This is a genomic window from Rhizobacter sp. P1_G5 (assembly GCF_056405435.1).
This window is the reverse complement of record NZ_JBFUCB010000302.1, coordinates 1-7,098: the sequence shown is the minus strand read 5'-3', so window position 1 is coordinate 7,098 and position 7,098 is coordinate 1. Positions and strand designations below refer to the sequence as shown.

Below are 7,098 nucleotides of genomic sequence, written 5' to 3'. Positions count from 1 at the left end.
GGACGAACAAGCAGGCGTTCCTGAAGGGAAATCCAAGGCAATGGCAAGGACTTCCGCGGAGCGCGCAGGCAATCTCCATGCACATCGACGGCAACGGTTGCGGTCGAAAGAATCGGAGAGAAGCCATGAAGTTTGTCGTGATCGGAGGCACCGGCCTCATCGGAACGAAACTGGTGAAGAACCTCAGGGCGCGCGGCCATGACGTGCTCGCAGCCTCGCCCGCCACGGGCGTGAACGCCATCACCCGCGAGGGCCTGGCCCAGGCGGTCGACGGTGCCGATGTGGTCGTCGACGTGGCGAATGCGCCGAACTGGGAAGACCAGGCCGTCCTCGATTTCTTCGAGACGTCGACCCGCAACCTGCTGGCAGCAGAAGCTGCCGCCGGCGTGCGCCACCATGTCGCCCTGTCGATCGTCGGCAGTGAACGGCTTCCCGACTGCGGATTCTTCCGAGCGAAGGTCGCGCAGGAAAGGCTCATCAAGGCGTCCACCCTCCCCTACACCATCCTGCGTGCGACGCAGTTCTTCGAGTTTGTCGGCGGGATCACCCAGGCGGGCGTGGTCGGCGACGAGATCCGCCTGTCGCCGGCGCTGATCCAGCCGATCGCGTCGACCGACGTGGCGGCGGCGCTCGCCGAGCTCGCAGTGGCACCGCCGCTCAACGGCACGGTCGAAGTCGGCGGCCCGGAGGCCATTCCGCTCGACGAATTGGGCAGGCGTTTCCTGCGCGCGACGCGTGATTCGCGCAAGGTCGTGGCGGACGTTCACGCGCGCTACTTCGGCGCTCTCCTCTCCGATCGGTCGCTCACAGCCGGGGACAACGCTCGCCTCGGTGCGATCCGCTTCGAGGACTGGCTGGCTGCCAGCGCCGCGCCGACCTGAGCAGGCGATTGGTGCCCCACGGGCAACAGACCGATCCCCCCGACGCGTCTAGCGCGCCGGCACTCCAATTCCTACGATGGCTGCGATTCCATCCCATCACACCTTCAGGAGCCTCCATGACTCAGCACACCCTTCACAGGCAGCCTCCCCTCTACGCAAAGTCCCTTGCCGTGGCCAGCGCGCTGCTGCTGGGCGTGCTGGCCGCGCCCCACTCGCACGCGGCGCCGCATGCACAGGTCAAGGAGGTGGCGCTCAAGGATCTCCCCGACCTGCCGGGCAAGGAAGGCCTGATGCTGGAAGTCGTCTACCCGCCCGGCAGCACGGACGAAGTTCATCGCCACGACGCGCACGCATTCGTCTACGTCCTGGAGGGCTCGATCGTGATGCAGCTCAAGGGTGGCCAGCCCGTGGCGCTGCAGGCAGGTGAAAGCTTCTACGAGGGGCCCGACGACGTGCATGTCGTTGGCCGCAATGCCAGCACGACCCGGCCGGCGAAGTTCGTGGTGTTCCTTGTGAAGAACAAGGGTGCTCCGGTCTTGACGCCCGTGCGTTGAACGAAGGATTCCCCATGCGTCTCTCCGTCATCGCCCCTTCCCTTTCCTTTTACCTTGCCACTGCCTGTGGTCTCAGTCTCGCCATGAATGCTTCGGCAGCAGAAATCAAGTCGATATCCCGCCTGGCTGCCGGACCCGGCAATGTCCTGTTCGTCGCCGACTGGAAAGCCGGGCGCGTCCACGCGATCACGCTGTCGCAGGCGCCGCAAAGGTCGGCCGGCACGACCTTCAACATCTTCGATCTCGATGCGCTGCTTTCAAGGCAGGTCGGCGGCGCCAGGCTCACGGTCGAAGACATGGTCGCCCGCCCGGGAACGGCGGAGGTCTATGTGGCGATCAGCTACGGCGCCGCGAAGACGCCCGCGCTCTTCGCGGTGACGAACGACCACCATGCTCGCCGCATCGACCTCAAGGCGGCGAAGTCGACGTCGATCCCGCTTCATGACGCGCCCACGTCGAACCAGAAGTTCTGGAACGACGCGCCCGAGCGAAGCTTCACGGTCACCGACATGAAGTGGCGCGATGGCGAGATCTTCATCGCTGGCCTGTCCAACCAGGACTTCGCCTCGACGCTGCGGCGGGTCAGGTATCCGTTCGACGCCCGGCACTCGACGACCTCCATCGAGATCTATCACACAGGCCACAACCTGATCGAGACGCGTGCCCCGATCCGGGCATTGAGCTTCGCGAACTGGGGAGGGAAGTCCTACCTCGTCGCGGCCTACACGTGCACGCCCATCGTCACCATCCCGCTCGATGACCTGAAGGATGGCGCGCACATACGTGGCAAGACGATCGCCGAGCTCGGCTATGGGAACACGCCCGCAGGCCTGGTCTCCTACTCGAAGACCGAGCAGGGCAAGACCGAGGACTTCCTGTTGCTGGTCAACTTCGGACGCGCGGCCAACATCATCCCGCTGTCCGAGGTCGAGGCCGCGAGCGGCCGCCCGGGCATGGACAAGATCGTGCCGTTCGGCCAGATCGCCGGCCTGGAGGTATCGACCGCGCCCCTGGCCGGTGTGCTGCGGGTGGACAACCTGGACGAGAAGTCGTTCATCGTCGTGCGCCGCCAGCTCGAGAAGGACACCCTGCAGCTCGTCACCATCGGCAAGGAGCTGAGCTTCCGGCTGAGCGATCACGTGTCGGAGTACGCCTTCCAGGAATACAGCTTCAAGGCCGATGCATTCCAGCTGAAGTACGTCAAGCCCCGGCTGGACATGATCATGAAGGACGAGGGCTTCGAAGACCACATCCAGCCTTCGGAGTGAGCCATGCGTTGCCATCAGTGGCTGGGCGCCACCGCTCTCGCGGTGGCGCTGGGGTGCTCTCACGCCCGGCAGCCGCCCGCCCGGGTGGCCCTCGTCCAGCCTTCGGGCCCCGAGGTCCCCGCCAACCTGCTGCGGCTTTCGATCCGATTCGAGGCACAGGTCGAAGGCCCGGTGCTTCGCCGGCTCGCCTTGTTGCGCGCCGATGGAACGCCGGTCCAGGAGCCGTTTCTCGAGCAGGAGCTCTGGTCACCGGACGGCACGCTGCTGACGGTGCTGATGCATCCCGGACGCGTCAAGAGCGGGTTGACCGCGCACGACGAACGCGGGCCGATCCTGTCGGCCGGGGAAGACGTGACGCTGGCGCTCGACGGACGTCCCATCAAGCAGTGGCACGTGGGGCCGGCGAAGACGACCGGCCCTGCGGTTTCGGCCTGGCAGGTCTCGGTGGTGCGCGCCGGTTCGAGGCAGCCGGTCGTCGTGACGCTGGATGGCCCGATCGATGGCCGCGCTGCGGGCTACCTGGCGATCGCGGATGAACGCGACCGCCGGGTGGCCGGGCGCGTCGAGCTGGCCCCTGGCGAAAGCACCTGGACGTTCACTCCCGACTCGCCGTGGCGAGCCGGCACGTACAAGCTGGTCGCTCATGGCAGCTTGGAGGACCCCGCGGGGAACCGGCTGGGCAGCCGGTTCGAGGCGCCCCTCCATTCACCGCCCGGGCTCGCGGTCGATGCAGCCGTCCCCTTCGTCGTGGAGGGCGGTGCTCGTCAGGTCCGATGACAAGGCCCACACCCAGCGGATGTCAACCGCGCCGCTTCAAGGGACCCGACACGGGCTCCCCCGCCTGCCGGCGGCGGAAGAGCGCGGCACGCGCCAGCACGATGGTCGTCACCGGGGCCGTGATCGACATCACGATGATGATCAACCACGCGTGCAGGTTGAGGCCGGCGCCCTGTGAGCTGAAGTGCGCGATGGAGGCCAGGGTGACGGTCCAGGCCGCGAGCGTGGACGCGAGGGCGGGCGCATGCATGCGCAGGAAGAAGTCCCCCAAGCGCCATAGGCCGAGCGCGGCCACCAGCACCACCGCGCCACTGGTCACCAGCAGCGCCGCCACCACGATCTCGGCCACGGCGGCCATGCTCAGATCACCTCGCCGCGCAGCAGGAACTTGGCCATCGCCAACGACCCGACGAAGCCGAACAGCACCATCAGCAGGGCGCCTTCCAGGACCATCTCGCTGTCGTATCGGATCGCCAGCACCAGCATCGCCAGCATGCCGACCACGTAGATGAAATCCATCGCCAGCACGCGGTCCTGCGCACTGGGGCCGCGGAACAGGCGTGCCGTGCCGATGCCCATGGCGACGGCGTACAGGATCAGCGTGACGGTGATCGCCAACGACAACAGATCGCTCATTCGAAGATCTCCTTCAGGGGCTGTTCGTAGTCGGTCTTGAAGTGCCGGATGAAGGCGGCCTCGTCGTCGAGATCGAAGACATGGATGAGCAACGCACTGCGGTCGGGTGCGAGCTCGGCCCAGACGGTGCCCGGCACGACGGCCGTGATCATCGCCAACGCCGCGATCTCGATCGCGAAACGGCGCAGCGACTCGCGTGCCTGCGCGGCCTTGAGATCGATGTCGATGCGCGGCGAGGACCAGTCCCGCAGCGGCTTGCAGCCGGCCGGATCGAGCACGTGCACGAGCTTCAGCCTGGCACCGTGCTCGTGTGCCAGCAGCGCCGCGCGGCGCACCGCGTTGTTTCCATCGATCGAGAAGTCGGTGGCCACCACCATGGAATTGAATGATTTCATTGCGTTCTCCCTGCGGCGACATCGCGTAGTCGCCGCTCGCCTCGGGCTGGAAGAGGATGTGCATGAGCTCGGCGGCCCGCGCTTCGCCCGCGGGTGTGGACCAGCGCGCCACGGCGCCCACGCTCAGGCCGAGCAGGCTGGCGCCAACGGGCGACAGCACCGAGACGAACCCGGCCGCGGGCTGCGCGTCCGCCGGATAGCACGGCGCGAGCTTGCTGAGCTGGCCGGTCTCGAGATCCCTCAGCAGCACCTGCGAGTACATCGTCACCAAGTCCGGCGGGGCCTGGCGGGACGGCACGATGGCGCAGGCATCGAGGACCTGCGCGATCGCCGGCTGGGGTGTGGACGAGCCATCGCTGCGCCGGTCGCGGCGCAGGAGGTTCAGGAGTCGAACATGGTCAAGTTCGGTGAGCGTGCGCTCGAGTGCCAGGACTTCCATCGGGCATTCCTTCAGTCATCGGGCGCATGCCGGGCAGTCGCCGACAGACGCCATCGCGCGGGCTGCGGGCCCGGCGATCTGAAGTAAGACATGCAACCAAGCCTCATCGATGGCAGGGCGCAGGATGAGTTTCAAGACAATCCGGGCTCCTGCAAGCCATCGGCAAACGCCGTGAACTCCATGAACAGAAACAAGGCGCAATTCCGGAAGCTGAGGGCCTTGATGGCGCTTTGCGCGAGCACGGCACTCGTGGCGGGCTGCGGTGGCAGTTCGGACGGCGATGGCAGCTCGAGCGCCCCGCAGAAAGGTGGCCCCGCACCAGCACCAGCACCAGCACCAGCACCAGCACCAGCACCAGCACCAGCACCAGCACCAGCACCAGCACCTTCTCCGGCTCCGATGGCGTCCGCGCAGTTCACCGCGAGCAACGCCGAGATTCCCAATCCCGAGCGCGGCTTCTACCGCTGGGCCTGGTCGGACCTGAACCAGTTCAGCAAGGACGACGGCGCCGATGCGTACACGAACGGCTTCCGCGTTCTCTACGCGATGGTCCGGCTCGACGCCTACAAGAGCACCGCCCTGCCCGCCGCCCTGCTCGACGGCTTGCGCACCGGCTTCGCCAACGCGCGGCAATCGGGCGTGAAGATCATCCCCCGCTTCGTCTACAACTACCCGGACGGCGAAACCGAGTACCGCAACGCAACCGATGCATCGCTCACCCAGGTGCTTGCCCACATCGCCCAGCTCAAGCCGGTGCTGCAGGAGAACACCGACGTCATCGCCTACCTGCAAGCGGGCTTCATCGGGGCCTGGGGCGAGTGGCACACCTCGTCGAACGGCCTGACCAGCGCCGGCAACCGCACGAGCATCCGCGATGCCTTGCTCGGCGCCCTGCCCCAGGAGCAGTTCGTCCAGTTCCGCTACCCGCCCTACGTGATGGAGTGGTTCGCCACGCCACCGGCGGAGTCGACCGCGTTCAACGGGTCGGCCGCCTCGCGCTCGGGCGTGCACAACGACTGCTTCCTGGCCAGCGCCACCGACGTCGGCACCTACAGCGACAACGCCACCACGAGGCAGCAGCAACGCAACTACACCATGGCGCTCGCGAAGGTCACGCCCTTCGGCGGTGAAACCTGCAACCCGGCGGACGACGCCGGTGCGCAGCCGCGGACCAGCTGCGCGGACATCCTGGCGGAAGGCAGGCAGTTCTCGCTGACCTACCTGAACAACGACTACTACACCGAAGCCTTCCACACCCGCTGGAAACAGGACGGGTGCTACGACGAGGTCAAGCGCCTGATGGGCTACCGGCTGGAGTTCGTCTCGGCCGAACATGCCGCGACCGCCCCGGCCGGTGCCGCGTTGTCCGTGCGATTCACGGTGCGCAATGCCGGTTGGGCGCGGCCGTTCAAGGCGCGCCCGGTGCTGCTGCTGCTGAAGCATCGAACCAGCGGCACGGTGGTGAAGCTGTCGACCTCCGTCGATCCCCGCACCTGGACCGCGGGCGACACCTTCACGCACGATGTGTCGGTGACCGTTCCTGCGGGCACGCAGGCCGGCGAGCACGACGTCTACATCGCATTGCCCGATGGCGCGGGGCAGCTCGGCAGCGATGCGCGCTTCGCCGTGCGGCCGGCCAATGCAGACAATGCGGCCAGCCGACAAGGATGGGACGCGTCGCTGGGCGCCTTCCGCTTCGGCACCACCCTCGCGGTCCGATGACACCCCTCGGACCGGCCGCCCAGAACTGCTGCCGGACGACCCCAAACGGTCAGACTTGTATCTGGCTGTCTCTGCCCTGAAAGGCACGCTCCCGGCGGCAGGACCGCACGCTCGCGGGCTCCGCAGCGCATGCACGGTGGAACCGGTCCCGCTGCCGTGCACCAGCCCCGATGCTGGCATCAAACCTGCGCATCACTTCTCGCATGCACCCGGCGCTGAGGATTGCTGAATTTCCCGGCGCCGAAGCCCCAAGCCACAAGACGATCCAAGGAGCGAGAACATGAAGCATCAGAGTCCCGAGGAACCGGGCCGGCCGCGCGCAGCGCTGGTCGCGCTGGGTTCCCTTTTCCTCGCAGCTGCCGTGCTCAGCGGGTGCGGCGGCAAGGATGCGGATTCCGCCGCGGCACCGAGCCCCGACGTCGGCGC

Annotated in this window: 8 protein-coding genes and 1 pseudogene; 5 read left to right on the top strand and 4 right to left on the bottom strand. The window is 67.1% G+C overall.

Annotation, left to right across the window (positions count from 1 at the left end; all coding sequences use genetic code 11):
* Positions 1–125 precede the first annotated feature (125 nt).
* The 4 genes from AC1D12_RS19755 to AC1D12_RS19740 all read left to right on the top strand — a co-directional run bounded on the left by AC1D12_RS19755 (position 126) and on the right by AC1D12_RS19740 (position 3,480).
* Positions 126–881 (top strand): SDR family oxidoreductase, encoded by a 756-nt coding sequence (locus tag AC1D12_RS19755; RefSeq protein ID WP_477825271.1) that lies wholly within the window; start codon positions 126–128, stop codon positions 879–881.
* 116 nt (positions 882–997) lie between these two features.
* Positions 998–1,435 carry a cupin domain-containing protein gene (locus tag AC1D12_RS19750; protein WP_477825272.1) on the top strand — a complete coding sequence of 146 codons (438 nt, stop codon included), beginning with the start codon at positions 998–1,000 and terminating at the stop codon, positions 1,433–1,435.
* 14 nt (positions 1,436–1,449) lie between these two features.
* Positions 1,450–2,703 carry a hypothetical protein gene (locus AC1D12_RS19745; protein WP_477842391.1) on the top strand — a complete coding sequence of 418 codons (1,254 nt, stop codon included), beginning with the start codon at positions 1,450–1,452 and terminating at the stop codon, positions 2,701–2,703.
* Positions 2,704–2,706: 3 nt separating this feature from the next.
* Positions 2,707–3,480 carry an Ig-like domain-containing protein gene (locus AC1D12_RS19740; RefSeq protein WP_477842389.1) on the top strand — a complete coding sequence of 258 codons (774 nt, stop codon included), beginning with the start codon at positions 2,707–2,709 and terminating at the stop codon, positions 3,478–3,480.
* Positions 3,481–3,502: 22 nt separating this feature from the next.
* Here the strand turns inward: AC1D12_RS19740 and AC1D12_RS19735 are convergent, their stop codons facing one another.
* From AC1D12_RS19735 to AC1D12_RS19720, 4 genes and pseudogenes are all read right to left on the bottom strand, one after another.
* The gene (locus tag AC1D12_RS19735; RefSeq protein ID WP_477842387.1) at positions 3,503–3,838 is read right to left on the bottom strand and encodes a monovalent cation/H(+) antiporter subunit G; all 336 of its coding nucleotides are present in this window, start codon (positions 3,836–3,838) and stop codon (positions 3,503–3,505) included.
* 2 nt (positions 3,839–3,840) lie between these two features.
* Positions 3,841–4,116 (bottom strand): K+/H+ antiporter subunit F, encoded by a 276-nt coding sequence (locus tag AC1D12_RS19730; RefSeq protein ID WP_477826709.1) that lies wholly within the window; start codon positions 4,114–4,116, stop codon positions 3,841–3,843.
* Positions 4,113–4,511 carry a Na+/H+ antiporter subunit E gene (locus AC1D12_RS19725; protein WP_477842393.1) on the bottom strand — a complete coding sequence of 133 codons (399 nt, stop codon included), beginning with the start codon at positions 4,509–4,511 and terminating at the stop codon, positions 4,113–4,115. Before AC1D12_RS19725 ends, AC1D12_RS19730 begins: the two co-directional genes overlap by 4 nt.
* A 124-nt stretch (positions 4,512–4,635) precedes the next feature.
* Positions 4,636–4,773 (bottom strand): annotated as a pseudogene (locus AC1D12_RS19720) (GreA/GreB family elongation factor); the annotation flags it as partial.
* 576 nt (positions 4,774–5,349) lie between these two features.
* On the opposite strand from AC1D12_RS19720, the gene AC1D12_RS19715 reads away from it, so the two are divergent.
* Positions 5,350–6,672, top strand: a complete 1,323-nt coding sequence (locus AC1D12_RS19715; protein WP_477842385.1) for a DUF4832 domain-containing protein — start codon at positions 5,350–5,352, stop codon at positions 6,670–6,672.
* The last annotated feature ends 426 nt before the right edge of the window (positions 6,673–7,098 follow it).